This window comes from Pseudoroseomonas cervicalis (assembly GCF_030818485.1).
Classification (GTDB): domain Bacteria; phylum Pseudomonadota; class Alphaproteobacteria; order Acetobacterales; family Acetobacteraceae; genus Pseudoroseomonas; species Pseudoroseomonas cervicalis_A.
In genome coordinates this window covers 175129-198941 of record NZ_JAUTAJ010000005.1, presented here as the reverse complement: position 1 = coordinate 198941, position 23813 = coordinate 175129, and the positions used below count along the sequence as shown (strand labels likewise).

The window sequence follows — 23813 nt, the reverse complement described above, 5'->3', positions numbered from 1 at the left end:
ATGGAGCTGCTCGACACCATCCTGCCGGTGCTGGCGGCGACGCTGCGCCTGGCAGTGCCGCTGCTGCTGGCGGCGCTGGCCGGGCTGTTCTCCGAGCGCGCCGGCATCATCGATGTTGGGCTGGAGGGCAAGATGCTGGTGGCCGCCTTCGCCGCCGCCGCCACCGCCGCCCTCACCGGCCAGGCGCTGGCCGGGCTGGCGGCGGGCATCCTGGCCTCCTGCGCGCTGGGCCTGCTGCATGGGCTGGCCTGCATCACCTTCCGCGGCAGCCAGGTGGTCTCCGGCATGGCGATCAACATCCTGGCTTCCGGCCTGACGGCGACGCTGGCGCTGGCCTGGTTCGGCATGGGCGGGCAGACCCCGCCCTTGCCGGCGGCGGCGCGCTTCCTGCCGCTGGCCCTGCCGGGCGGCGCGGCGCTGGCCGAGATCCCGCTGCTGGGCCGGCTCTCCACCGGGCTGCTGGGTGGGCAGAGCGCGCTGGCCTGGCTGGCCTTCGCCCTGGTGCCGCTCTCCGGTTTCCTGCTGTACCGCACCCGCTTCGGGCTGCGGCTGCGCGCGGCGGGGGAGCATCCGGCGGCGGTGGACAGCGCCGGCCTGTCGGTGGCCGGGCTGCGCTATGCCGGGGTGATGATCGCGGCGCTGCTCTGCGGCCTGGCCGGCGCCTATATCGCCACCGCCCAGGGCGCTGGCTTCTCGCGCGAGATGACGGCCGGGCGCGGCTACATCGCCCTGGCGGCGATGATCCTGGGCGGCTGGCGGCCGGGGCGCGTCCTGCTCACCTGCCTGCTCTTCGGCCTGCTGGACGCGGTGGCGATCCGCATGACCGGCGTGGTGCTGCCCGGCATCGGCGCCTTTCCGGTGCAGGCGATCCAGGCGCTGCCCTATCTGCTGACCGTGGTGCTGCTGGCCGGCTTCATGGGGCGTGCCCTGCCGCCCCGCGCCGCCGGCCAGCCCTATGTGAAGGAACGCTGAGATGTCCGACCCGCTGGTGGCGGCCGCGCTGGCGGCGCGCGCCCGGGCCTATGCGCCCTATTCCCGCTTCGCCGTCGGCGCCGCCCTGCGCTGCGAGGATGGCAGCCTGCATGCCGGCTGCAATGTGGAGAACGCCGCCTATCCGGAGGGCAGCTGCGCCGAGGCCGGCGCCATCGCCGCCATGGTGCTGGCGGCCGCAGGCCCGTCCGGCCGCCGCATCGCCGAGCTGGTGGTGGCCGGCGGCGGCGCCGCGCCCTGCACCCCCTGCGGCGGTTGCCGGCAGAAGATCCGCGAATTCGGCCGGCCGGACACGCTGCTGCGCATTGTCGATGAGCGGGGGGCGGAGCGGCTGCGCCTGACGCTGGCCGAGCTGCTGCCGCATTCCTTCGGTCCGGACAATCTGGCGGGGCTGTCGTGAAGGTCTATCTGGCCGGGCCCGATGTCTTCCTGCCGGACGCGCCGGCGCATGCGCGGCGCAAGCTGGCGATCTGCGCCCGGCACGGGCTGGAAGGGCTGACCCCGCTGAACGAGGATGTGCTGAGCCTCGGCCCGCTGGAGGAGGAGCATGCCTGGCCGATGATCTTCGCCAAGGACATCGCCATGATGGAAGCGGCGGAGCTGGCCATCCTGAACCTGACACCCTTCCGCGGCGCCTCGGCCGATGCCGGCACGCTGGTGGAGCTGGGCTGGTTCCTGGCGCGCGGCACGCCGGTGATCGGCTATTCCAACGACCCCACCCCCTTCGCCGCGCGCTGCCATGCGCTGAGCGCCGCCTGGGGCGACCCGCTGCCCGGCATCGCGGTGGAGGGCTTCGGCCTGCCCGACAATGTCATGGTGGCCGGCGCGCTGGCGGCGGGGGAGGGGGTGGGCATGCTGCTGCCGCCGGACGGCCAGGCCCTGCCCTTCGACTCGCTGGCGCTGTTCGAGGCGGCGGTGCGGCTGGCGGCTGTGCGGCTGGCGGCCCGGCGGCGGGGCTGAGGGCGCTCTGGCTGCGGATTGGCCACGGCGCGGTAAGTTGCGCCACATGGTGCGCGCCGCCCGCTTCGCCACTACACATTTCTGTGTCAACGACTGTTCTGTTGCAGTCCTGCCACAAGTCGCCGCAAGTTGCCCTCGCCCGGCTCGACTGTCCGCGCTGTCACTGTTCTTCCATGCGGGACGGGCCTAGATTGCCGGCAACGCATCGCCCTGCATGTGCGAGGAGCATCCGATGACCTTCAAGAAGGCCCTGCTGGCCGCCACCATCCTGGCCCTGCCGCTGGCCGCGAAGGCGCAGCCCGTGACCGGTGTCTATGTCGGCGCCGGCGCCGGCGTGAACTTCCTGCAGAACACCGATATCGACGTCACCGGCGGTTCGGCCAGCTTCCTGCGCAACAATGGCGTGCGCCCCTCCGGCCGCGCCGAGTTCGATGTCGGCTTCGCCGGCGCGCTGGCGCTGGGCTATGGCTTCGGCAACGGCGTCCGCGCCGAGATCGAGGGCAATTACCGCCAGAACGACGTCGACAAGATCACCGGCTATACCGGCTTCGGCCCGCTGCGCAGCGGCGGCACCGTCCGCTCCTATGGCGCGATGTTCAACGCCTATTACGATTTCTACCAGCTCAACTGGCCGGTGATCCCGTATATCGGCGCCGGTGTCGGTTATGTCTGGACCGACTATGACGATGTCCGCGCCACCGCGGCCAATGGCGGCAATATCCGCATCAATGGCGATGACGGCCAGTTCGCCTTCCAGGGCATCCTCGGCCTCTCCCTGCCGATCACCGCCGTGCCGGGCCTGGCGGTGACCGCCGAGTACCGCTTCCTCGGCACGCTGCAGCCCGAGCTCGACTCCCGCATCCGCCAGGGCGGCGTGACCCTGGCCCGCGGCGGCGCCGAGGTCGACAACTACAACCACTCGATCATGCTGGGCCTGCGCTACGCCTTCAACCAGCCGGCCCCGCCGGCGCCGATCCCGGTCGCGGCCCCGGCGCCCGCCGCCGCCCCGGCCCCGGCCCGCACCTATCTGGTGTTCTTCGACTTCGACCGCGCCGACCTGACGGACCGTGCCCGCCAGATCATCAGCGAGGCCGCGCAGAACAGCAGCCGCGTGCAGACCACGCGCATCGAAGTGGCCGGCCATGCCGACCGCGCCGGTTCGCCGCAATACAACCAGCGCCTGTCGCAGCGCCGCGCCGATGCGGTGGCGGCCGAGCTGGTCCGCCTCGGCGTCGCCCGCTCGGCGATCAGCGTCCAGGCCTTCGGCGAGAGCCGCCCGCTGGTGCCGACCGCCGATGGTGTGCGCGAGCCGCAGAACCGCCGCGTCGAGATCGTGCTCCGCTAAGCCGGACACCGCGATCGGAGTTCGGGAGGGGCGCCGCGAGGCGCCCCTTTTCGTTGCGCGCCCCGCCAGCGGCGGCGCGGCGTTTGCATGGCGCCGCGCATGACCCAACCCACCGCCTCAGCCTTCCTGCCCGGGCCGCGCCTGACGCTGCCGGGGCGTCCCGGCGGCCCGCTCGCCGGGCTGCGCTTCGCCGCCAAGGACCTGTTCGACATTGCCGGGCATCCGACCGGCGCCGGCAATCCCGACTGGCCGCGGAGCCACCCCGTGCCGCAGCGCCATGCCTGGATGGTGCAGCGCCTGCTCGATGCCGGCGCCGACCTCGCCGGCAAGACGGTGACCTGCGAGATCTCGCTCGGCATCCTCGGCTTCAACCAGTTCGACGGCACGCCGCCCAATCCGGCGGCACCGGGCTGCCTTCCGGGCGGCTCCTCCAGCGGCTCGGCCTCCGCCGTGGCGGCGGGCGAGGTGGAGATCGGCCTCGGCACCGACACCGGCGGCTCGGTGCGGGTGCCGGCCAGCCTCTGCGGGCTGCACGGGCTGCGGCCGACGCATGGGCGCCTGCCCTTCGAGGGGGTCTGCCACCAGGCGGTCAGCTTCGACACCACCGGCTGGTTCACCCGCGACGCCGCGACCTTCGCCCGCGTCGCGACGCTGCTGCTGGACGAGCCCATCCCCGAGCCCGGCCCGACGCCGCTGCTGCTGGCCGAGGATGCTTTTGCCCTGGCCGATGCCGAGGTGCAGGCGGCCCTGCAGGCGCCCGTCGCGGCCCTGGAAAAATTGCTGGGCGGCACGGCGCGGCGCATCCATCTCGGCACGCCGGGCGAGCTCGCGGTGTGGAGCGGCCAGCGCAACATCCTGCAGCGGCGCGAGGGCTGGCGGCAATTCCGCCCCTGGATCGAGGCCGCCAATCCGCGCTTCGCCTTCAATGTCGCGCGCAACCTGGCCATCGCCTCCGCCTTCACCGAGGCGCAGGAAGTGGTCGCGGCCTCGGTGCGGGAGCGGGTGCGGGCGCGCGCCGCGTCGCTGCTGGAGGGCGGCGCGGTGCTCTGCATCCCCTCCACCCCCTTCACCGCGCCGCCGCTCGGCCTGCCCCTGCCGGAGCTGGATGCGCTGTCGGAGCGGATCAGCCAGCTGACCTCCTTCGCCGGCCTGGCCGGGTTGCCGCAGCTGAGCCTGCCGCTGGGCCGGGCTGGCGGGAAGCCCTGCGGGTTGTCCATCATCGGCGCGCGCGGCAGCGATGCGCGGCTGGTCGGCATCGCCGCCGCGCTGGAAGCGGCCCAGGGCTGAGGAGAGCGAGAGATGAGCCACGAGATCGACAACCCCGAGGCGCTGGCCGAGCTGCGCGAGGCCTTCCTGCGCTACGACCTGGCGCTGGAGCAGAATGACGTCGCCGTGCTGGATGACAGCTTCTGGGAGGATGCGCGCACGCTGCGCTATGGCGTGGGCGAGAACCTCTATGGCCATGCGGAGATCGCGGCCTTCCGCGCCGGCCGCCAGCCGGCCGAGCTGGCGCGCCGCGCGCGGCGGCTGGAGCGCACCGTGCTGCACACTTTCGGCCGCGATTTCGGTGTCGCCAACACGGAATATGTGCTGCTGGCCGATGGCAGGCGCGGCCGGCAGAGCCAGTCCTGGGTGCGCTTCCCGGAGGGCTGGAAGGTGGTCGCCGCCCATGTCAGCCTGATGGCGCCGGGCTGAGGCGGGACGCCGGCCGGGCGCATCGCCGCGCCCGGCCGGCATCGCTCAGGGCTGGCTGCGGGCTTCCTGCCGCGCCGGGCCCAGCTGGTTGAAATAGCGCGCCAGCGCCCGGATATCCGCGTCGCTGAGGCGCGCGGCGATGCCCTCCATCACCTCCACCGTGTCATTGTGGCGGCGCTGCTGGCGGAAGGCGTTCAGCTGCGACACCAGATAGGCCTCGGGCTGGCCGGCCAGCGGGGGCAGCATCACGCCCTCGCCGCGGCCGCGCGGGCCGTGGCAATTGCCGCAGCCGGGAATGGCGCGGGCATTGTCGCCCACCTCATCCAGTTCGCGCCCGCGCTGATCCAGATCGGCCACCGAGAGCTGCGTCTGGGGCACCGGCAGCGAGGCGACATATTGCGCCACGGCGCCGCGTTGCGGCCCGTTCAGCGCGCGGGCGATCGGGCGCATCTGCTCGTTGCGGCGCACGTCATTGGCGTAGTCGTCGAGCTGCTTCGCGACATAATCGGCGGAGAGCCCGGCCAGGCGCGGATAGGGCGCGCCGCGCTCCGGCATGCCCTGGGCCCCGTGGCAGGTGGCGCAGGCGGCGACATTGCTGATGCCCTGGGCATAGATCTGCTCGCCATCCTGCGGCTTGGCGACCAGCGCCTGGCGCGCCCAGCCCGGCAGCGGCTCGGGCTGGGGGGAGGGGCGGGTGGTCTCCGTGGGCGCCGGGTCGTTGCCGATGACATAGGTGAGCACGCCGCCGCCCAGCGCCGCCAGCAGCAGCGCGCCGACCACCGGCGCCGCGGAGGTCAGGCGGCTCATGCCGGCACCAGCGGGCCGGGGCTGCGCAGATAGTCGCGCTTCACCGCCTCCACCGAGAAATAGGACAGCGCGCCGAGCGTCTCCGTCGGGTTGTAGGAGGCGTTCTGCGGGAACAGGCTGGAGCCGAGCACGAAGACATTCGGCACGTCCCAGCTCTGGCCATAGCGGTTGACGACGCTGTTGGCCGGGCTGTCGCCCATGATGGTGCCGCCGGTCAGATGCGTCGACTGGTAGACCGTGCTGCTATAGGGCTTCCGGCGCGGATTGCCGATGGCGCGCTCCACGCCGCGCATGGCGCGGCCGATCTCGGTGCCGCGCTCGGTGACGAAGTGCGACATGCGGATGTCGCTGTCATGGATGTCGCTGGTGATGCGCAGCAGGGGCTGGCCCCAGGCATCCTTGTAGGTGGGGTCGAGGCTGAGCCAGCTTCCCGCATGCGATTGCTGCGCGCCGGTGATGGTGATGTTGCAGCAATGGTTGTAGTAGCGCCGCACGCCCTGCTTCCAGGCGCTGCCCCATTTCGGCGTCTCCGGCAGCGTCGGATGGAAATTGATCGGGCCGGCGCCGTTCACCTGCACCTGGATATAGGCGCCGCCGATGAAGCCCTTGCCGGCATGGTCGAAATTGTCGTTGTTGTAGTCGTCGATCGTCACCGCCGAGGCGCCGGAGCCCATGAAGGTGTTGAGGTTGAAATCCTGGGCGAAGAAGAGCTGCACGCTGCTGGTGGTCTGGTGCGTGTAGTTGCGGCCGAGCTGGCCCTGGCCGGTGGCCGGGTCGAAGGGCTGGCCGATGCCCGACAGCATCAGCATGCGCGCATTGTTGATGGCGAAGGTGCAGCAATAGACCAGCTCGGCGGGCTGGAAGAGCTCCTCGCCCTGCGCATTCACATAGGTGACGCCACGGGCGCGCTTGCGGTCCGGCGTCAGCTCGATGCGCAGCACCTGGGCCTCGGTGCGCAGCTCGAAATTCTCCAGCTTCAGCGCCGCCGGCAGGATGCAGATATTGGGCGAGGCCTTGGCGAAATGCTCGCAGCCATGCCGCGCGCAGAAGCCGCAATAGGAGCAGGGGCTCATATTGAGCCCCTCGGAATTGGTGTAGGGCCGCGTCACCAGCGCCGAGGGCTGGATATAGGGGTGGTAGCCCATGCGCGCCGCCGCCTCGCCGAACAGCGCCGCGGCGAAGGGCACCTTCATCGGCGGGTTCGGATAATCCTTCCGCCGCGGCGGGTCGAAGGGGTTGGCATCGGCCGGCGTCACGCCATTGACATTGCCGGCGCGGCCGGAGATTCCCGCCAGCGCCTCGAATCTCTCGTAATGCGGCTCGAGATCGGCATAGGTGACGGGCCAGTCCTGCGAGGTCAGCCCCTCCATTATGCCGGCGCCGTATTTCTCGGTGTAGTGGCTGCGCAGCCGGAACTCGACCTCGTCGAAGCGGTAGCAGACGCCGGCCCAATGCGCGCCGGCGCCGCCCAGATGCGTGCCGGGATAGGCGAAGCCCCAGCGCCGCATCGGCAGCGCCGTCTGGTCGGTGCTGTTGCGGAAGGTGAAGGTCTCGGTCGCCGTGTTCTGGTGCATGGCGTTGCGCCGCTCGTATTTGAGCTCGTCATGCACCTGCGGGCTGGCGAAATCGGGGGCGGTCCATTGCGGGCGGCCGCGCTCCAGCATCACCACCTTCAGCCCCGCCGCAGCCAGCTCCTTGCCGGCGATGCCGCCGGTCCAGCCGCTGCCGATGACCACCGCGTCCACCGCCGGAAGGGTGCGGCTCATCGTGCGGTCTCCGGCTGGCGGTCGCGCGGCAGCATGCCGCCATGCTCATGCCCCGCATGCGAGGGCCCGACCGATTGTGGTGAGGGCGGCAGACCATGCTGGTGGTCCTCCGCATGGGCGCGCGCCAGATCGGCCAGCGATTGCGGCGGGCGGCGGAAGGGCAGATTGTGCCGCTCGATCTCCGCCACATAGGAGGAATAATAGCCGGGGAAGCCGACCAGCTTCCAGCCGACCATGTCCTTGTTGCCGCCATAGAGCGGGTCGGCGAAATAGCCCTCAATGGTGATGTCGAGCAGGCTCTGGAAGAAGAGCGGGCCGGGCACCGGCGACAGGTCGAGCTCGCCGCGCTCCAGCTCGCCCAGCAGCGCATCCTGCTCGGCCGGGCTGAGCTGGTCGAAGCTGCGGCCGCCACGCTGCTGCGGCACCATTTCGGCCAGCCGCGCCAGGCCCTTGCGCACCAGCGCCGCCGGCGTGTCCTGCAGCTGGTAGCCCTGGCTGGCGACACCGGGGTGGAACGGGCCCTGGGCATAGAAATGGTCACCCGCCGCCCAGGGCGTGGCGAGCTGCCGGTCGATGAAGCTGGCGACACCGGAATCCAGCGCGCCGGGGCCGAGATCGTCGCTCGGGATCAGCCGCGCGATGATCGGCTCCAGCAGCTTCGCCTCGGCCTGGCTCAGCACCGTGTAGCCGGCGGGCGCGGCGGACTGGGCCATGGCGCGTCGGGGTGGGGCGGTGCCGAGCATCATGGCGGCGGGAGCAGCGGCCATGGCCTGCAGCAGGTGGCGGCGCCACAGCAGGACCCTATCGCTCATCGGCAGTCTCCTGGTCGGGCAGGGCGCCGGCGCAGGGCGGTGCGGCGGCGCGACAGGCAGGGCCGGCGCGCGGGGGCGCGCGCCGGCTCTCCACCCTCAACCCTGGGCGGCGGGAAAAGGTTGCAGGGCGCGGCCCGCCGCGCCGGCGGCGGTTCAGCCGGCGGCCGGCTTGCCGATCTGCTCCGCCTGCGCGCCGGAGCCCTCGCGCGCCGGCCCGAGCACCGGCTCCTCGCCCATGGGCGTGTTCTGCATGGTGCTGAAGCTGCCCTTGCCATCGAGGGACGGGCCCTGGGTGTAGCGCCCCTCGGGCGGCAGCGCGCCGCCGATTTCGGTGCCGAAGAAGACGTAGCTGAACTCGCCGCGCTCCTGCGTCTGGTCGAAGCTGTCGGGGATCGGCAGCGCGGCGGCGCCGCCCATCTCCTCGATCGCCGCCAGCCATTGCTGCTGGTGCATCGTGTCACGGGCGATCAGGAAGCTCAGCATGTCCTTCATGCCGGGATCATGCGCAGCGTTGAACAGCCGCACGGCCAAGGTCCGCCCCGTCGCCTCCGCCGCCACATTGGCATACATGTCGGCGGCGAGATTGCCGCTGGCATAGACATGCGAGCAGTCGAAGGGCACGCCGTCGGAATTGGTCGGCATGGCGGCAAGCCCGGTGGAGAGCAGGTGACGCTGCAGCATGCCCTCGACCACATGGCGCGGGCGCTCCCCGCCCATCACCGCATTGACCACGGGATTGGCCGCCGCGGTGCTTTCCTGCAGCGACAGCGGCGCCTTGTCGAGATTGAGCGCGACGGCGGTGGCCAGCATCTCGATATGGCCGATCTCCTCCGTCGCCGTGTGCAGCAGCATGTCGCGATACTTGGTGTTGGGACCGCGGGCGCCCCAGGCCTGGAAGAAGTATTGCAGGCAGACGCGGATCTCGCCCTCGACGCCGCCAATGGCCTGCTGCAGCTGGCGCGCGAAGAGCGGGTCGGGCGTCTCGACGCGAACCGGATATTGCAGGCGCTTGTCGTGGAAATACATGGGTCGCTCCTCGGGAATCCAGGCAGGGGCTTGAAGATGTCCAAGCCATGGCCGACGGCGACCAAACGCGCAGCGCCTTGCGGGTTCCCGGAAATTTCCGCGCCCCGCGGCTCAGCCGCGCGGCGGCAGCGCCTCGAAGCGCAGGCGATGCCGCGCCGTGCCGCCCGGCGGCAGCAGCCGCATCGCGGGTTTTTCCGTGATCTCGCCAGCGAAATCCTCCGGGTCGCCATGCCCCGTCCAGGCTTCGAGGCAGAGGAACCCGGCGCCCGGCAGCGACCACAGAGCGAGATGCGGGAAATCCCACAAGCGCAGCCGCAGCCGCCCGGCCGGGCCACGGTCGAGCAGCACGCTGCGGCTGGCGAGATCGAGGAAGCACAGCGCTTCATCGGCCAGCAGGGCGGGGCTGAGCGGCAGCACGCGCCCCTGCAACGGCACCGGGCGGCGGCGTGCGGAAAAAAGACCGCCCGGCGCGATGACCGGAACCGCGGGAGTCTCTGCCGCGGAGAACCGCAGGCTCTGGCCCGGCTGCGCCGGATCCCACAGGAAGCCCGGATGCAGGCCCAGCGCATAGGGCAGCGCCTCGCGGCCCGGATTGTCGACGCGGAAGGCGACGGAGAGGCTGTGCGCGCCGAGCCGGTAGCGCAGCGCCAGGCGGAAGGCGAAGGGGAAATGCCGGCGTGTCGCCTCGCCATCCTCCAGGACCAGGAGCGCGCTGTCCGCGCCGCTGGATTGCAGGCGAAAGCGTGCCGCCGCCGCGAAGCCATGCACGCCCATCGGATAGGCCTGGCCGCGATGGCGGATCTCGGCGCCGCGGCACCAGCCGACGGTCGGGAACAGCACCGGCGCGCTTTGCGGCCAGAAGGCGGCATCGCCGGGCCAGAGCAGCTCCTGACCCGCGACCTGCCAGGAGCGCGGCTCCGCCCCGGTCAGCGCCAGGCGCAGCCTGGCCGCGCCATGGCGCAATTCGATCCCGTCCTCACGCATCGCCGCCCTCCGCGCCGCCCGGCATGCGGCCGTGTCGGGGGCGCGGTCAAGCCCCGCCTAGTTCACGGTGATCTTGCCCTCGGTGACGACGCGGCTCCATTTGGCGCTCTCGCTGTCCATGTAGCTGCGCAGCTCCTCGGGGCTGGAGCTGCGCGCATCCGCCCCCGCCGCCGCCAGCCTTTCCTGCACCGAGCCATTGGCCAGCGCCGCCAGCACCGCCTGGTTCAGCCCGGCCAGCACGGCGGGCGGCGTGCCGGCAGGCGCCATGATGGCACCCCAGGAGGAGGCCTCGGCGGCCGGCAGGCCGATCTCGGCCATGGTCGGCACCTCCGGCAGCAGGGCGTTGCGCCGCGCGCCGGTCACCGCCAGCACCTTCACCGTGCCGGCCTGGATCTGGCCGATGGCGGAGGGCAGCTGGTCCAGCATCAGCTGCACATTGCCGGCGATGGTGTCGTTCAGCGCCGGCGCGCTGCCGCGATAGGGCACGTGCTGGATGTCGAGGCCGGCGACCAGCTTGAACAGCTCGGCGACCATATGCGTCGACGATCCCGAACCGGCCGAGCCATAGGCCAGCTGGCCGGGCCTGCTGCGGGCCAGCGCCACCAGCTCCTGCGCCGTGGCGACGGGCAGCGCCTTGTTCACCACCAGCACATGGTCGGTGGAGAAGGCCATGGAGATCGGCGCCAGCGCCTGGCGCGGATCGAAGCCCATGGTCTTGTAGAGAAAGGGGTTGATGGTCAGCGTGCCGGTGGTGGCCATGACGATGCTGTGGCCGTCCGGCGCGCTGCGCACCACATTCTCCATGCCGATATTGCCGCCCGATCCGGTGCGGTTCTCCACCACCACGGGCTGGCCGAGCGTGCCGGTCATGTGGTCGGCCAGCACCCGCGCCACCACATCCGTGGCGCCGCCGGCGGGGAAGGGAACGACGAAGCGCACCGGATGGCTGGGCTTCCAGCCCGGCGCCGCGGCGCGCACCAGCCCGGGCGCCGCCAGCAGCGGCACGCCGAGCAAACCGACAGAAAAATGGCGGCGGGACAGTGACATGCGGGTTTCCTCCCTGCGCGCCCGGCCTGTCTTCAGCAGACCGTGGCGTGACGTTCCTTCATGATGGCCAGGACCTCGTCCGGATCCCGTTTCCACCAGCTGTGCGACAGCAGCTCGATCTCGGCGCAGCCGCGATAGCCCGTGGCCTCGACCATGGCGCGGATGGCGGGGATGTCGATGACACCCTCGCCCGGCATGCCGCGATCGAAGACCAGATCGGTGGTCGGCACCTTCCAGTCACAGAGATGGAAGCCGGCGATGCGCGACCCCGCGCGCGCCACCTGCCGCGCCAGATCCGGATCCCACCAGACATGGTAGACATCGAGCGCGACGCCCGCGCCCTCGCCCAGTTCGTCGCAGAGATCCAGCGCCTGGCCGATTGTGGAGAGCACGCTGCGATCGGCGCAGGTCATCGGGTGCAGCGGTTCCAGCGCCAGCGTCACGCCGGCGGCGCGCGCCTCGGGCAGGATGGCGTGCAGGCCCTCGCGCACCATCTCCCGCGCGCCGCGGCAGGTCCTTGGAGCCCGGCGGCAGCCCGCCGCAGACCAGCACCAGGCATTCCGCGCCGATCGCCTGCGCCTCGCCGATGGCGCGGCGATTGTCCTCGATGGCGGCAAGGCGCCCGGCGCGGTCGGCGGCCGGGAACATGCCGCCGCGGCAGAGGCCGGAGACGCGCAGCCCGGCATCGCGGATGCGCTGTGCCGCCTGGCCCACGCCCATGGCCTGCAGCACGTCGCGCCAGGGGGAGATGCCGGGAATGCCGTGCCGCGCGCAGCCCTCGATGCAGGCAGCCAGATCCCATTTTTCCTTTACGCTGACGGTGTTCAGCGAGAGCGGATACATCTCACGCCACCCCATGGGTCGCCAGCAGCGCCCGCATGCGGGTGACCGCCATGTCGGGGTCCCGCAGCAGGCCGGCCTTGTCGGCCAGGCGGAACAACTCGGAAAAGTGCTGGAGGGAGCGGGCGGATTGCTGGCCGCCCACCATGACGAAATGGTCCTGATGGCCGTTCAGCCAGGCCATGAACACCACGCCGGTCTTGTAGAAGCGCGTCGGTGCCTGGAAGATGTGGCGCGAGAGCGGCACGGTGGGCGCCAGAATCTCGTGGAAGGTGCTGAGATCGTTGCGCGACAGGCTGGCCAGCGCGCCGCCCACCGCCGGGGCGATCGGGTCGAAGATGCCGAGCAGCGCGTCGGAATGGCCATCCTCGTCGCCGGCGATCAGCTCGGCGTAGTTGAAATCGTCGCCGGTGTACATGCGCACCCCGCCCTGGCCGTTCTTCGGCAGGCGGCGGCGCATGGCGATCTCCTTGTCCTTGTCGAGGAGGGAGATCTTCACGCCATCGACCTTGTCGGCATGGGCCGCGATGACATCGAGCGCCACCTGCATCGCCGCATTGTGGTCGTGATGGCCCCAATAGCCTTCCAGAGCAGGGTCGAACATCTCGCCCAGCCAGTGGATGATCACCGGCTGCTTCACCTGCGACAGCACGCGGGCATAGACACGCTCGTAATCGGCCGGCGAGCGCGCGGCGCGGGCCAGGGCGCGGGAGGCCATCAGGATGATGCGGCCGCCCATGGCCTCCACCGCCGCGCATTGCTCCTCATAGGCGCGGATGACGTCGTCGATGGTCACATCCGGCCCCGGCGCCAGATGGTCGGTGCCGGCACCGGAAGCCATGCTGGCCTCGGGGAAATCGCGCATGGCATCCAGGGAGCGGCGGATCAGCTCCTGCGCCGATGCCCAGTCCAGCCCCATGCCGCGCTGGGCGGTGTCCATGGCTTCCGCGACACCGAGGCCGAGCGACCAGAGATGGCGGCGGAAGGCGATGGTGCGGTCCCAGTCGATCTTCGCGTCCAGCCAGGGATCCTGCGCCGCCAGCGGATCGGCCACCACATGGGCGGCGGCCAGCGCGATGCGCGGGAAGGGGGGCGTCGCACGGGCGAAGTCACGCGGCGGGCTGGTGCGGAATTCCTCCAGCGTGCCGGCGGCGGTGGGCAGGGTGATGGTGGGCACCGCTCAGGCCTCCAGCCGCGGCAGGTCGACCCAGCGGCGCTCGGTCCAGGATTGCAGCGCCGCCTCGGCCAGCTGCACGCCCTTGGCGCCGGCGAGAAGGTTCCAGGGATAGTCGGGGATCTCGCCCACGACATGCTTCAGGAACATCTCCCATTGCAGGCGGAAGCCGTTGGGATAGGCGGTGGTGTCGGGCACTTCCTCCCAGCCGGCGTAGAAATCGATGCCCTGGGGCTGGTCGGGGTTCCAGACCGGCTTCGGCGTGTTGACGCGGGCCTGGGTGCGGCAGCTGGTCAGGCCGGCGACGGCGCTGCCATGGGTGCCGTCGACATGGAAGGTGACAAGGTCGTCGCGGCGGACGCGCGTCACCCAGCTGCTGTTGATCTGCGCGATGATGCCGCCGGAGAGCTGGAAGGTGCAGTAGGCGGCGTCGTCGGCATCCGCCGCATAGGGCGTGCCATCCTCGGCAATGCGGCGCGGGATATGGGTGGCGCCGAGGCAGGAGACGCTCTCGACCTCGCCGAAGATGTTGTCGAGCACGTAGCGCCAGTGCGGCAGCATATCGAGGATGATGCCGCCGCCATCGGCCTTGCGGTAGTTCCAGGAGGGGCGCTGGGCGGGCTGCAGATCGCCCTCGAACACCCAGTAGCCGAACTCGCCGCGCACCGAGAGGATTTTTCCCAGGAAGCCGCTGTCGATGACCATCTTCAGCTTGCGCAGCCCGGGCAGGAACAGCTTGTCCTGCACGATGCCGTTCTTCACGCCGGCCCGCTCGGCGCGGCGGGCGAGGTCGAGCGCGTCCTGCAGATTCTCGGCCGAGGGTTTCTCGCAGTAGATGTGCTTGCCGGCGGCGATGGCCTGGCGGATCAGCCCGGCGCGCATCGAGGTGGCGGCGGCGTCGAAGAAGATCTCGTCCTCGGCGGCGGCCAGCGCGGCCTCGAGGTCGGTGGTCACGCGGGTGATGTTGTGGGCGCGGGCCAGCGCTTCCAGCTTCTCGCGGTTGCGGCCGACCAGGATCGGGTCGGGCATCAGCCGGTCGCCATTGGCCAGGCGCACCCCGCCATCCTGCCGGATCGCGGCGATGGAGCGGATCAGGTGCTGGTTCATGCCCATGCGGCCGGTGACACCGTTCATGACGATGCCGATGCGGCGGTCTGCCATCTTGTCGTTTCCCCTGTTTTCCGGTGGTCTCGCCGCCGGAAAGGTAACCATGCAGTTACCCTGCGCCCCACAAAGGCCCCCCGTCAAGCGGCCCGACGCATTTCATAACTGATTAGTTACCGATGGCGGGGTCCGGGGACGCCCTGCCTCCCCGGCGGGGGTGCGGGGGCGGCGCCCCCGCCTCGCGCGGTCAGGCGCGCAGATAGCCGAGGACGACGTCGATGCAGTGGGCTTCGCGGCTGGCAAGGGCGCCCTCATCGCCCAGCCCGGCGCCGAAGATGGTGGAGAGGGTGTGCAGGTTCGCCACGTAGAAATGCCCGATGGCGACGATGGTGACATAGAGCTGCAGCGGGTCGACGCCGCGGCGGAAGGCGCCGCTTTCCTCGCCGCGGGCCAGCACCGCGCGCAGCGTCTCCAGCAGTGGGGAGTAGAGCGCCCGCACCCGTGCGCTCTGCTTCAGGTACTGCGCCTGGTGCAGGTTCTCCTGGTTCAGGAGTGCCACGAATTCCGGATGCGCCGCGGTGTAGCGCAGGTTGAAGCGCACCAGCTGCGCCATGGCCTCGGCGGGGGGCAGGGCGTCGACGTCGAGGGCGCGCTCCTCCTCGCGCTTGGCGGCATAGGCGCCTTCCAGCACGGTGAGCCAGAGCTCCTCCTTGCTGCCGAAATAGGCGTAGAGCATGCGCTTGTTGGCGCCGGCGCGGGCGGCGATCTCGTCCACCCGGGCGCCGGCCAGGCCGAGGCGGGCGAATTCCGCGCGCGCCGCCTCCAGGATGCGCTCGCGCGTGGCGATGGCGCGGGGCGAGCGCGGCTGCTTCACCGCCGGGCGGGCGGGGGGCGGGGCAGGCTGGTCCAAGGGGCTCTCCATCGGGCCGGTCCTGCCGGGTTCGCGTCTGGCGCGCCCCGCGTCAAGTCCCGGCTGGCGGGGAGCCCCTGTCTCCGGTCAGATGAAGGCGCCCTGGTACAGCGGCGCGGGGGGCGCGAAGCGCGGCGCCGAGACGTCGAGCGGGTTGCGCAGCGACAGGCCCGGATCCGGGTAGTAGTCGACGAAGAGGTTGATGCGGTCGGCGCGGCCCTTGTTGCGGACGGAGTGGCGGACGCGGTTGTTGAAGTCGTAGGCGTGGCCCTTGAGCATGGTGAATTTCCGGCCGTCGATCTTGTATTCGACGCTCGGCGTGCTGCTCAGCGAGACATGGATGCGGTGGGCGCGGGCGGCCATGGGCTGGCCGTCGATATGCGGCGCGATGGTGGCGCCGCCGCGCAGCCGCACCAGGGCGAGGCGGGTCACCACGCCATGCGGCTTGCGCAGCGGCGCGATGGCCTGGCGTACCACCGGCTCCAGCACCGATTTGAAGCGCAGCCAGTCGGGCATGGTGTAGACCGGCCAGAGATCGGTGTCCTCGCGCGCGATCGGCATGAAGGGGGCGGGGTCCACGCCCTTCTGCTTCGCCCAGACGAAGACGAGGTCCTCGAAATGCTGCAGCCCGGTGCCGCTGGCCGAGGGGTGCCATTCGGTCTTCATCAGGATGTTGTCGGTGGCCGAGTGCACGCCGGCGGCCAGCGCCTCCTGGCGGAAGGTGTTGCCGGTCCAGTCGGCCTCGGTCAGCCCGGCCACCACCTCGAGCAGGCCGGAGACGTCGACGGGACCCAGATCGCGCAGCGGGGCACCGAAATCCATGGTCGTTCCTTTCCCTTCGCGGTCGGCGCGGCGAGGCGGGCGGCAGCCAACGGCCCCGCTGCTGCGGGGGCTGGCCTTGGCGGCCAGTTCTCGCAGGAGCGTGAAGAGGCTGGACGGAATTTTAGAAATAATTCCGGAGTCGTGACTTCGCGTTGCCGAATGATGACAAGTCTGGCCCAGTTGCGGCCCATGGGGACTCTTCGCGGAGAGCGCGAGGGCAAGGAAGGCAGTTTTCGCGATAGTCACTATCACTGAAAATGATACCGAGCGGTATTGCGTGCCGCGGCGGCGGCGCCCGGTGGCCCGCGGCCGCGGGCTTCACAGCCGCAGGGGGAGGGGGGAGAGTGGCGGCTCCGGGACAGGACACGCCGCAATGACCCTCACCTCCTCGCCGCCCCTGCCGCGCTGGCGCTCGCTGCTCTTCGTACCGGCGCATGTCGAGCGCTTCATCGCCCGCGCGCATGAGCGCGGCGCGGATGGCATCATCCTCGACCTCGAGGATGCGGTGCCGGCCGCCGAGAAGCCGGCGGCGCGCGCCACGCTGGCGCCGACCATCGCGGGCCTGGCGGCGCGCGGGCCGGCGGTGCTGGTGCGGGTCAATCAGGGGCTGCGGGCGCTGGCCGCCGATCTGGAAGCCGCGGTGCGGCCGGGCCTGGCCGGGCTGGTGCTGCCCAAGGTCGAGGAGCCCGGGCTGCTGCGCCACATCGCCGCCGCGGTGGACGAGCTGGAGGCCGAGCGCGGCCTGCCCCCCGGCCAGGTGCGGCTGCTGCTGCAGATCGAGACGCCGGCGGCGCTGTTCAACCTGCCGGCCATTGCGGGGGCCGATCCGCGCATCGCCGCGATGATGCTGGGGCCGGAGGATTTCTGCGCCGCCCTCGGCGCGGTGCCGGGGCCGGGCGCGCTGCTCGGCCCCAACCTGGCGGTGCTGGCGGCGGCCAGGGCGGCGGGGAAGCTGCCCATGGGCTTCGTCGGCAGCATCGGCCAGTTCGCCGATCTGGAGGCCTTCCGCCGCACCATCGCCGAGGCGCGGCAGCTCGGCTTCCGCGGCGCGCTGGCGGTGCATCCCGCGCAGGTGGCCATCATGAACGAGGTGTTCTCGCCCTCGGCCGAGGAGGTCGACTGGGCGCGGCGCGTGGTGGCGGGGGATGCGGCGGCGCGCGCCGAGGGGCGTGGCGCCTTCCAACTGGATGGCCGGATGATCGACCCGCCGGTGGTGCGGCGGGCCGAGGAGATCCTGGCGCTGGCCGGCTGAGCCGGCGGGCAGCCAAGGAGCTGGCCAGCGCTAGCCGGCGGGGCTGCGGCGCGCGCGGCGGCGCAGCAGCAGCGCGCCGGCCAGCGCCAGCAGCGTGACGGCCGCCAGCAGCTCCAGCCGCAGCGGCGGCAGCAGCCCCAGCGTCCAGCCCAGCAGCTGACCCGGCATCAGGATCAGCGGCGCCCAGAGCAGGGCGGAGGGCAGGTTGGCGCTCTGGAAGCGGCCATGCCGCATGCCGGCCAGGCCGGCGACGACGGGGATGAAGGCGCGCAGCGGCGCGAAGAAGCGGCTGGCGAAGACCGCCCACCAGCCCCAGCGGCGGAACCCCACCAGGGAGCGGGCATAGAGGCGGCGGTAGCGGCGCGGCAGGCGGCCGCGCACCAGGCTGCGACCCTGCCGCCGCGCCAGCCAGTAGCCGCTGCTGTCGCCGAGCGCCGCGCCCAGCGCCGCCCCGGCCATGACCGGCCAGAGCGGCAGCACGCCGGAGGCGACCAGCAGCCCGGCGCCGAAGATCAGCGCCGAGCCGGGCACCACCAGCCCGACCAGCGGCAGGGCCTCCAGGAAGGCCAGCAGGAAGACGGCCGGCCCGGCCCAGGCCTGGTGGGCCTCGATCCAGGCCAGGAAGGCGGTGAGGAGACGCTCCGACATGCCGGTTCCGGTCGGGAGGGAGAGGAAGGGGCGGGGGAGAGGCTCCCCCGCCCCGGCGCCTCAGGCGCGGGCGGCGGCCAGGGCGCGGCGCTGCGCCCGGGTCTGCTTGATCATGCTGTAGATCGACCAGGCCAGCAGGGCGAAGGTCAGCGCCAGGAAGGAGGCGCTGATCGGCCGCTCCACAAACACCGATGGATCGCCGCGCGAGAGCAGCATGGCGCGCCGCAGATGCTCCTCCATCAGCGGCCCCAGGATGAAGCCCAGGATCAGCGGCGCCGGCTCGAATTTCAGCAGCAGCATGACATAGCCGACGATGCCGAAGATCATCACCAGCAGCACGTCGAAGGCGCTGTTGTTGACGCTGAACACGCCGATGCAGATGAACAGCAGGATCGACGGGTAGAGGATGCCATAGGGAATGCGCAGCATGCGCACCCAGAGGCCGATCATCGGGATGTTCAAGATCACCAGCATGACATTGCCGATCCAGAAGCTGGCGATCAGCCCCCAGAACAGCTCCGGATGCTCGGTCACCAGGCGCGGGCCCGGCTGGATGCCCTGGATGATCATGGCGCCCAGCATCAGCGCCATCACCGCATCCCCCGGGATGCCCAGCGTCAGGGTCGGGATGAAGGCGGTCTGGGCCGAGGCGTTGGAGGCGGATTCCGGCGCGCTGATGCCCTCGATCGCGCCCTTGCCGAAGCGCTCCGGCGTGCGGGTCACGCGCTTCTCCACCGCATAGGCGATGAAGGAGGCGATGGTGGTGCCGGCCCCCGGCAGCGTGCCGAAGAAGGAGCCAACGCCGCTGCCGCGCAGCATGGCGCCCCAGGACTGCTTCACATCGTCCTTTTTGGGCAGCATGGAGCGCATGGTGATGCGCTCCTGCTTCTGCTTGTTCACATCACGCATGCGCATGATGCTGGTGATCACCTCGGACACGCCGAACAGGCCCATGGCGACGGCGACGAGGTTGAGCCCGTCGGCCAGCTGCGGGATGTCGAAGGTGAAGCGCTGCTGGCCGGTCTGCACATCGGTGCCGACCATGCCGAGGGCCAGGCCCACCAGCACCATCGAGATGCCCTTGGCCGGCGAGCCTTGCGCCAGGGCGGCGGCGGCGACGAGGCCGAGCAGCATCATCGAGAAATAGTCGGCCGGGCCGAAGGCCAGGGCGACGCTCGCCAGGGTCGGCGAGAAGGCGGTCAGGATGATGATGCCGATGGTCGAGCCCACGAAGGAGGCGACCGTCGTCATGAACAGCGCGACGCCGGCGCGGCCCTGCTTGGCCATCGGGTAGCCGTCGAGGCAGACCACCGCCGCCGCCGGCGTGCCCGGCAGGTTCATCAGGATGGAGGCGGTGGAGCCGCCATACTGCGCGCCGTAATAGATGCCGGCCAGCATCACCAGCGCCGCGGTCGGCGGCACGTAGAAGGTGAGCGGCAGCAGCATCGAGATGGTGGCGAGCGGCCCGATCCCCGGCAGCACGCCGATGAAGGTGCCGAGGAACACGCCGAAGAAGCAGTAGAGCAGGTTTTGCATGGCGAAGGCTTCGCTGAAGCCCAGCGCCAGATTGGCGAACATGTCCATGGTTACTGCGGCCACCGGATGGCGGGAATCGGAATGCCGAGCCCCTGGGTGAAGACGAGCACACCGATCGCCGACAGGCCGATCGCCAGCAGCAGCGTGCGCACGGGGCGCAGGCCGGGCTCGGCCAGGGCGGCGGCGATGGTGAGCGCGAAGGTGGCCGGGATCAGGCCGAAGCGCTCGACGATCAGGGCGAAGACCAGCACCGACAGGCTGATGGTCAGGAAGGGGCGCCATTCCGGCCGCGGCAGGCTGCCCGCGCGCATCATGCCCGGCACCAGCACCAGCAGGCCGAACAGGATGATCATCCCGCCGATGACCACCGGGAAGTAGCCCGGCCCCATCCGGCGCAGCGTGCCCATGCTGTAATGGCCGGAATGCAGCAGGAACCAGGTGCCGCCGGCGATCAGCAGCGCCCCGCCGATGATGTCGGCATAGTCTCTCATTCCTCTCAAACGGATCACTCCCCCGCGATTCATGATCGCGTCTGGCCCCGCACCACCGCCGCGCGGGCCGCGCCGGGTGGATCGGCGGGCGGCCCGGCGGCGGCAGGGCGGAGCCAGCGCATGGGGGCGCCCTTCTGCAATCCGCCTGCCAGCGGCATTTTTCGACGTAACCCTTTGAAAAATGCAGGCCAGAGAGGCGGCTGGACCGGGGATTCGTCCGGATTCCCGAACCGCTTCCCGCCGGCATGTTCGGAAATCCGGACATGCGCGGCGCGCGCCGGGCCACCGCCAGGCCGGGGTGCGCGCGGCGCCGCCGGCCCGGCGATGCCCTGTCATGGGGGGCTGGACTTCGCCCGCCGGGCCGGCGATGCAGTGCAGCGGAGGCGGGCCGCGCGGCCCGGCCGCCCTGGACGAGGGAGAGAGCCATGACCCGGACCCGCCGCCGCCTGCTGCGCGACGCGCCCCTGGCCCTGGCCGCCGGGGCCGCGATGGCCCTGCCGCGCCCGGCGCGGGCCGCCTGGCCGGAGCGCCCGCTGCGCCTGGTGGTGGCCTTCCCGCCCGGTGGCGCGGTGGACCGCATCGCCCGGCTGGTGCAGCCGCGCATCGCCGAGTTCCTGGGCCAGAGCGTGGTGGTGGAGAATCGCGGCGGCGGCGCCGGGGTGATCGCGCTGAACAGCGTCGCCGCCGCCCCCGCCGATGGCCACAGCATCCTGGTGGACGACCTGTCCTTCCTGGTCTCGCCGCTGCTCTCGGCGACCGGCGCCGGCGCCTATCCGGTGACCTTCCGCGCGGTCGGCGCCCTGGCCGAGATGCCGGTGATGCTGGCCGCCTCCCGCCAGAGCGGCATCGGCAGCTTCGAGGCCTATCTGCAGACGGCGCGGCTGGCCGAGCTGCCGCTGGTCTATGGCACGCCGGGCATCGGCAGCATCGGCCATGTCGCCGGCGCGCTGCTCGGCCACCGCACCGGGCTGCGCTTCCAGCACGTGCCCTATCGCGGCAGCGCCGACATGGCGCGCGACCTGGCCGGCGGCCGGCTGGATTCCGCCTATCTGACGCCCTCCACCTTCCTCACCTTGGCCGAGGCCGGGCGCGCCGTGCCGCTGGCGATCTCCAGCGGCGGCTGGGAGGGGCTGCCGCCCGGCCTGCCGCGGCTCGACCGCTTCGGGCTGGAGGGCACGGAGGAGGCGGGGGCGGGGCTGGCCAACTGGGTCGCCGCCTTCATCCCCGATGGCACGCCGCGCGATGCGCGGCTGATGCTGGAGGCGGCGCTGGATTATGCGACGCAGGACCAGGATCTGGCGCGCATCCTGGCCGGCTTCGGCGCCCGGCCGGTCACCGGCCCGCTCTCCGGCTTCCGCCGCCGCCTGGTGCAGGAGGAGGCGCTGCTGCGCCGGCTGGTGGCCGAGGCCGGGCTCGGCATCCCGGCCGGCTGAGCCGCCTCAGCGCCGCCGGCGCGCCGCGCTCAGTCCAGCTTCTCGTGCCAGGTAATGAACAGCCCGACATCGCCCGGCATGCCGTCCGGATAGGAGATGATGCGGGCGGCGAAGCCGAAGCCGCCCGGCTTCAGCTTGCGCTCCCACAGCGCATGGACACGCTGCGCGGCGCCGGTCAGCGTCGTCTCCCAATCCGGCAGGGCGTGGTTGATGCGGCGCCCGGCATCGGTGCAGTACTCGCTGGGGAAGGAGCCGAGCATCACCTCCTTCTCCCCATCGTCAAAGGCCTTGCGGATGCGGCGCTCGATCTTGCGCTCATCCTCCTCGGTCAGCTCGTAGCTGTCGAAATGGCGGCGCTCCTCCGCCGCTTTCTGGCGCTCCAGGCGCTCCTGCTCCTCGCGCTCGGCCAGCTGCGCCTTGCGGCGCGCATCCCGCTCGGCGAGCAGGCTCTCCAGGGTCAGCATCGGCCCTCCTTGCGTGCGGGCGCCTCAGCGGCGCAGATCGAGCACATCGAAGCCCATGCGGGAGACATATTCCAGCCGCAGATGCCGCGCCGAGACCGGCACCAGATAGCCGACCTGGTTGCGCTCCGGATCCTCGCCATAGCGGCGCGGCCCGTCGCCATCGCCGAGCGAGATGGCGCCCATATAGCCGAGCCGCGCCTCGCCGATGTCGTAGAAGGTGCCGGATTGCCGCTGCGAGCCGTTCAGCTTCTGCAGCCGCAGACCGGCGGCGTCATCGGTGATGCGGCAGCGGAACTCGCCATAGGCGGTGACGCCATAGGGGCCGAACTGGATCGAGCGGCAGCGCCACTCGCCGGCCAGGCTGGCCGGGGCCAGGCGCTGCGGCGTGCCGGCGAAGGCCTGCTGCGCCAGCAGCCCGTCGGCGTTCTGCGTCGTGTTGGCCTGCGCCAGCGCCGCGCCGCGCGCCGTCTCGAAACCGTCCAGCCGCTGCCGGTCCTCGGTCGACAGGCTGTCGGGGAAGGGGCCGCTCGCCAGGGCCGGAAGCGGCAGGGCGAGGGTCAGGCCCAGCAGCGCCGCCGCGGCGGCGCGGGGGGGGATGGAATGTGCCATGCCCCGGCTCTAGGCGCTGGCCGCCCGGCTGCCCAGCCGCGCCGGCCTGGGCCCGGCTTCAATCCGGCGCGAGGCCGGGGGAGGGGTCGGGCGCCGCCCGCGGGCTCGCGCCCAGCCCCTCCCGCCGGGCGGCGGCGATGAAGGCGGCGACATCGCCATCCAGCATCAGCGGCAGGAAGCGGTCCACCACCGCATCCGGCCAGTGCCACCATTGCAGCGCCTGCAGCGCCGCCACCGTCTCCGCATCGAAGCGGTAGCGCAGGCAGCGCGCCGGATTGCCGCCCATCACCGCATAGGGCGGCACGTCGCGCGTCACCACCGCCATGGCACCGATCACCGCGCCATCGCCGATGGTGACGCCGGAGCCGATGAAGGCGCCGGCGGCGATCCAGACATCATGGCCGATCACCACATCGCCGCGCGTCGTGTGGTCCTCGGTGCCGGTGGGGGCGGAGGGCCACCAGCGCGCCAGCGCCGCGAAGGGATAGGTGGTGGCGCAATCGGTGCGGTGGTTGCCGAGCGCGATGCGCACCCCCTCGGCGATCGAGACGTATTTGCCGATGCGGAGCCGCGCCAGGCGCTCATGCACGATCGGCCGGCCATAGGAATGGTCGCCGATCTCCCAGCCATAGGTCGCCATCTCGGCGCCGAAATGGTGGCGCATCAGGGCGGACCAGCGTTCCCGTCCGTCCCAGTCGCGCCGGGCGATGCGGAAGATGGCGCCGCCGCTGCGGGCCGAGCGCGCCTCGAGGAAATCGGTGTCGGGCACGGCCACGAAGCGGATGGCGGGGGCACCGTCCGGCCCGGTGAGGCAGGGCATGCCCTCCTCCAGCCGCCAGCCCAGCGCCTCGGCCATCGGGTGGCCGGAGAGCCGGCCATCCTCCAGGAAGCGCAGCGCCTCGGCGCCGGTCTCGCCATTCGGCATGACCATGCGCCACAGCCCCTCGGTCACCGGGCCCTGCCGCAGCGGGCCGCCGCCCGCCGGGGTGGAGGTCGTCATCGGCGTGTCATGCATGCCCGGGCTCCCGCTGTCACCCTCCGCAGTTTGCGCCGCACAAGCGCGGGGGCAAGATGGCCCCGCATGACCGTGGCGTGACC

The 23813-nt window shown here is 71.5% G+C and carries 25 protein-coding genes; 8 read left to right on the top strand and 17 right to left on the bottom strand.

The window, feature by feature from the left end; translation table 11 throughout:
• From QE401_RS22530 to hpxZ, 6 genes are all read left to right on the top strand, one after another.
• A complete protein-coding gene (locus QE401_RS22530; protein WP_307140448.1) occupies positions 1-972 on the top strand; it encodes an ABC transporter permease in 972 nt (323 codons plus the stop codon).
• A 1-nt stretch (position 973) separates the two neighbouring features.
• Positions 974-1390: a cytidine deaminase gene (locus tag QE401_RS22525; RefSeq protein WP_307140447.1), complete on the top strand. Its 417-nt coding sequence runs from the start codon at positions 974-976 to the stop codon at positions 1388-1390.
• Complete coding sequence (locus QE401_RS22520; protein WP_307140446.1) at positions 1387-1950, top strand: nucleoside 2-deoxyribosyltransferase; 564 nt, start codon at positions 1387-1389, stop codon at positions 1948-1950. Before QE401_RS22525 ends, QE401_RS22520 begins: the two co-directional genes overlap by 4 nt.
• Before the next feature lie 232 nt (positions 1951-2182).
• Complete coding sequence (locus QE401_RS22515; RefSeq protein ID WP_307140445.1) at positions 2183-3295, top strand: OmpA family protein; 1113 nt, start codon at positions 2183-2185, stop codon at positions 3293-3295.
• 99 nt (positions 3296-3394) lie between these two features.
• Complete coding sequence (locus tag QE401_RS22510; protein ID WP_307140444.1) at positions 3395-4582, top strand: amidase; 1188 nt, start codon at positions 3395-3397, stop codon at positions 4580-4582.
• A gap of 12 nt (positions 4583-4594) precedes the next feature.
• Complete coding sequence (hpxZ, locus tag QE401_RS22505) at positions 4595-4990, top strand: oxalurate catabolism protein HpxZ (RefSeq protein WP_271138570.1); 396 nt, start codon at positions 4595-4597, stop codon at positions 4988-4990.
• A 45-nt stretch (positions 4991-5035) separates the two neighbouring features.
• Here hpxZ and QE401_RS22500 read toward each other — a convergent pair whose 3' ends face one another.
• From QE401_RS22500 to QE401_RS22450, 11 genes are all read right to left on the bottom strand, one after another.
• On the bottom strand, positions 5036-5797 hold the full coding sequence (locus QE401_RS22500; RefSeq protein WP_307140443.1) for a c-type cytochrome: 762 nt from the start codon (positions 5795-5797) through the stop codon (positions 5036-5038).
• Positions 5794-7563 carry a GMC family oxidoreductase gene (locus QE401_RS22495; RefSeq protein ID WP_307140442.1) on the bottom strand — a complete coding sequence of 590 codons (1770 nt, stop codon included), beginning with the start codon at positions 7561-7563 and terminating at the stop codon, positions 5794-5796. The genes QE401_RS22500 and QE401_RS22495 overlap by 4 nt, the downstream gene beginning before the upstream one ends.
• Complete coding sequence (locus QE401_RS22490) at positions 7560-8375, bottom strand: gluconate 2-dehydrogenase subunit 3 family protein (RefSeq protein WP_307140441.1); 816 nt, start codon at positions 8373-8375, stop codon at positions 7560-7562. Before QE401_RS22490 ends, QE401_RS22495 begins: the two co-directional genes overlap by 4 nt.
• A gap of 153 nt (positions 8376-8528) precedes the next feature.
• Positions 8529-9401: a manganese catalase family protein gene (locus tag QE401_RS22485; RefSeq protein ID WP_307140440.1), complete on the bottom strand. Its 873-nt coding sequence runs from the start codon at positions 9399-9401 to the stop codon at positions 8529-8531.
• A gap of 111 nt (positions 9402-9512) precedes the next feature.
• Entirely contained in the window at positions 9513-10385 is an 873-nt protein-coding gene (locus QE401_RS22480) for an aldose epimerase family protein (RefSeq protein WP_307140439.1), read from the bottom strand.
• Positions 10386-10442: 57 nt separating this feature from the next.
• On the bottom strand, positions 10443-11432 hold the full coding sequence (locus QE401_RS22475) for a Bug family tripartite tricarboxylate transporter substrate binding protein (RefSeq protein WP_307140438.1): 990 nt from the start codon (positions 11430-11432) through the stop codon (positions 10443-10445).
• 32 nt (positions 11433-11464) lie between these two features.
• A complete protein-coding gene (locus QE401_RS22470; protein ID WP_307140437.1) occupies positions 11465-11926 on the bottom strand; it encodes a sugar phosphate isomerase/epimerase family protein in 462 nt (153 codons plus the stop codon).
• Between the two features lie 350 nt (positions 11927-12276).
• Positions 12277-13449: a dihydrodipicolinate synthase family protein gene (locus QE401_RS22465; RefSeq protein WP_307140436.1), complete on the bottom strand. Its 1173-nt coding sequence runs from the start codon at positions 13447-13449 to the stop codon at positions 12277-12279.
• A 3-nt stretch (positions 13450-13452) separates the two neighbouring features.
• Positions 13453-14607 (bottom strand): Gfo/Idh/MocA family protein, encoded by a 1155-nt coding sequence (locus tag QE401_RS22460; protein ID WP_307140435.1) that lies wholly within the window; start codon positions 14605-14607, stop codon positions 13453-13455.
• 190 nt (positions 14608-14797) lie between these two features.
• Positions 14798-15460, bottom strand: a complete 663-nt coding sequence (locus QE401_RS22455) for a TetR/AcrR family transcriptional regulator (protein ID WP_307140434.1) — start codon at positions 15458-15460, stop codon at positions 14798-14800.
• An 87-nt stretch (positions 15461-15547) separates the two neighbouring features.
• Positions 15548-16282: an aspartyl/asparaginyl beta-hydroxylase domain-containing protein gene (locus QE401_RS22450; protein WP_307140433.1), complete on the bottom strand. Its 735-nt coding sequence runs from the start codon at positions 16280-16282 to the stop codon at positions 15548-15550.
• Between the two features lie 373 nt (positions 16283-16655).
• On the opposite strand from QE401_RS22450, the gene QE401_RS22445 reads away from it, so the two are divergent.
• Positions 16656-17534: an HpcH/HpaI aldolase/citrate lyase family protein gene (locus QE401_RS22445; RefSeq protein WP_307140432.1), complete on the top strand. Its 879-nt coding sequence runs from the start codon at positions 16656-16658 to the stop codon at positions 17532-17534.
• Between the two features lie 30 nt (positions 17535-17564).
• Here QE401_RS22445 and QE401_RS22440 read toward each other — a convergent pair whose 3' ends face one another.
• The 3 genes from QE401_RS22440 to QE401_RS22430 are packed head-to-tail and all read right to left on the bottom strand — an operon-like array spanning position 17565 to position 20209.
• Positions 17565-18182: a DedA family protein gene (locus QE401_RS22440; RefSeq protein WP_307140431.1), complete on the bottom strand. Its 618-nt coding sequence runs from the start codon at positions 18180-18182 to the stop codon at positions 17565-17567.
• A 60-nt stretch (positions 18183-18242) separates the two neighbouring features.
• A complete protein-coding gene (locus QE401_RS22435; RefSeq protein WP_307140430.1) occupies positions 18243-19766 on the bottom strand; it encodes a tripartite tricarboxylate transporter permease in 1524 nt (507 codons plus the stop codon).
• A 2-nt stretch (positions 19767-19768) separates the two neighbouring features.
• Positions 19769-20209 carry a tripartite tricarboxylate transporter TctB family protein gene (locus tag QE401_RS22430; RefSeq protein ID WP_307140429.1) on the bottom strand — a complete coding sequence of 147 codons (441 nt, stop codon included), beginning with the start codon at positions 20207-20209 and terminating at the stop codon, positions 19769-19771.
• A gap of 425 nt (positions 20210-20634) precedes the next feature.
• Here QE401_RS22430 and QE401_RS22425 point away from each other — a divergent pair, with 425 nt between their 5' ends.
• Positions 20635-21642 (top strand): Bug family tripartite tricarboxylate transporter substrate binding protein, encoded by a 1008-nt coding sequence (locus QE401_RS22425; protein ID WP_307140428.1) that lies wholly within the window; start codon positions 20635-20637, stop codon positions 21640-21642.
• A 29-nt stretch (positions 21643-21671) separates the two neighbouring features.
• Here QE401_RS22425 and QE401_RS22420 read toward each other — a convergent pair whose 3' ends face one another.
• The 3 genes from QE401_RS22420 to QE401_RS22410 are packed head-to-tail and all read right to left on the bottom strand — an operon-like array spanning position 21672 to position 23730.
• Positions 21672-22106 (bottom strand): hypothetical protein, encoded by a 435-nt coding sequence (locus QE401_RS22420; RefSeq protein WP_307140427.1) that lies wholly within the window; start codon positions 22104-22106, stop codon positions 21672-21674.
• A 24-nt stretch (positions 22107-22130) separates the two neighbouring features.
• Positions 22131-22715, bottom strand: coding sequence for a DUF4893 domain-containing protein (locus QE401_RS22415; protein WP_307140426.1), 585 nt, complete (start codon positions 22713-22715; stop codon positions 22131-22133).
• 58 nt (positions 22716-22773) lie between these two features.
• A complete protein-coding gene (locus QE401_RS22410; protein WP_307140425.1) occupies positions 22774-23730 on the bottom strand; it encodes a CatB-related O-acetyltransferase in 957 nt (318 codons plus the stop codon).
• Positions 23731-23813: the final 83 nt, after the last annotated feature.